This is a genomic window from Streptomyces sp. NPDC058964, from assembly GCF_042741275.1.
Classification (GTDB): Bacteria; Actinomycetota; Actinomycetes; order Streptomycetales; family Streptomycetaceae; genus Streptomyces.
On the sequence record NZ_JBHYKH010000935.1, the window covers coordinates 1 to 1,609 of the forward strand.

Here is a 1,609-nt window from a genome sequence, read left to right on the forward strand (position 1 = left end):
CTTGTTCTTTTTCTTCCGGCTTCGAACGCGGTCTCGTACGGGGTCGCTCACCTGGGGATTCGTCTGACGTGGAGGCGGCCTTCGTCTGATCATGTGCTCCGACCAAGGTGCACGTGACCACGACGAAGGCCGTGAGGGTGAGTCTGCTGCCTGATGCTGTCCGGCGGGATGCGTTCGCGGAAGCGTCACGCTTCCGGGCCGAGTTCTACGAGTGTCTGACCGGTCGGCGCGACGCGTTGTTCGAGCTCGTGGACGCGGTGCTGTGCGCGGACGGTGCGGTGAAGTCTCCGGTGGACCTGACGCTGGTGCCCGAGCACCGTCGTGGGCACGGAGCGATGTACGGCGGCCTGAACCACGGCCGCATTGACGTCGGCCGGCTGCGGGAGGTGCTGGCCGGCCTGCCGCTGCCACGCTTCGACGGCGGGCGCCTGGTCCTGGCCGTCGATGTCTCGCCTTGGCTGCGCTCGGACGCGCCGTGCTCGGCGGAGCGGCTGTTCTGCCATGTCTACGGGCGGGCGAAGTCAGCCTCGCAGTTCATCCCGGGCTGGCCGTACTCCTTCGTCGCGGTCCTGGAGCCCGGCGCCACCTCGTGGACTTCGCTCCTGGACGTGCTCCGGCTCGGGCCAGAGGACGACGCGACCGCGGTCACCGCTGCCCAGCTGAGGTCAGTGGTCGAAAGCCTCATTGCGGCCGGCCAGTGGCAGCCCGGGGATCTGGACGTCACGATCGTCATGGATGCCGGCTACGACGTCACCCGCCTGGCCTGGGTCCTGCGCGACCTGCCCGTCGAGCTGGTCGGGCGGATCCGCTCGGACCGGGTGATGCGCTGTCCGGCGCCCTCGCGCGAGGAGTTCCACCGAGCCCACCCTCGAGGCGGGCATCCGCCCAAACACGGGCCGGAGTTCCGCTTTACCAGGCCCGAGACCTGGCCCGCGGCGGCAATCACCACGGCCACCGACACCGTGAACTACGGCAAGGCCGAAGCCCGGGCGTGGGACCGGGTCCACCCGAGGCTGACTCACCGCTCGGCCTGGCTGGAGCACGACGGCGAACTCCCCATCGTCGAAGGCACCCTGATCCGCCTCAAGGTCGAGCACCTCTCCAAAGAACGAGAAGCGCCACCGGTTTGGCTGTGGTCCTCGAAGACCGGCGCCACCCCGGCAGACGTGGACCTGTGGTGGCAGGTGTTTCTCCGAAGATTCGACCTCGAGCACACCTTCCGTTTCGGAAAGCAGACGCTCGGCTGGACCACCCCGAAGATCCGTACCCCCGAGGCCGCGGACCGGTGGACCTGGCTCCTGGTCGTCGCCCACACCCAGCTCCGCCTCGCCCGGCCTCTGGCCGCCGACCTCCGTCGCCCCTGGGAGAAGCCCGCCAAGCCCGAACGCCTGACCCCGGCCCGGGTCCGCCGAGGGTTCAGGAACATCCGGGCCCACCTCGCCTGCCCCGCCCGTGTTCCCCAACCTCGCGGCACCGGTCCCGGACGGCCGCCCGGGACCAAGAACCGCCGATCCGCACCCCGCTACGACGTGGGCAAGACCGTCAAACGCCCCGAGACCCTCAAGGCCATCGGTAAACCCGGCAGATCTTGGTAGATAAAGAACAAGCT

At 69.1% G+C, this 1,609-nt stretch carries 1 protein-coding gene; it reads left to right on the forward strand.

From position 1 onward, the window contains the following. Positions 1 to 137: 137 nt before the first annotated feature. A complete protein-coding gene (locus ACFW2E_RS46545) occupies positions 138 to 1,595 on the forward strand; it encodes an NF041680 family putative transposase (RefSeq protein WP_384478148.1) in 1,458 nt (485 codons plus the stop codon). Positions 1,596 to 1,609 lie beyond the last annotated feature (14 nt).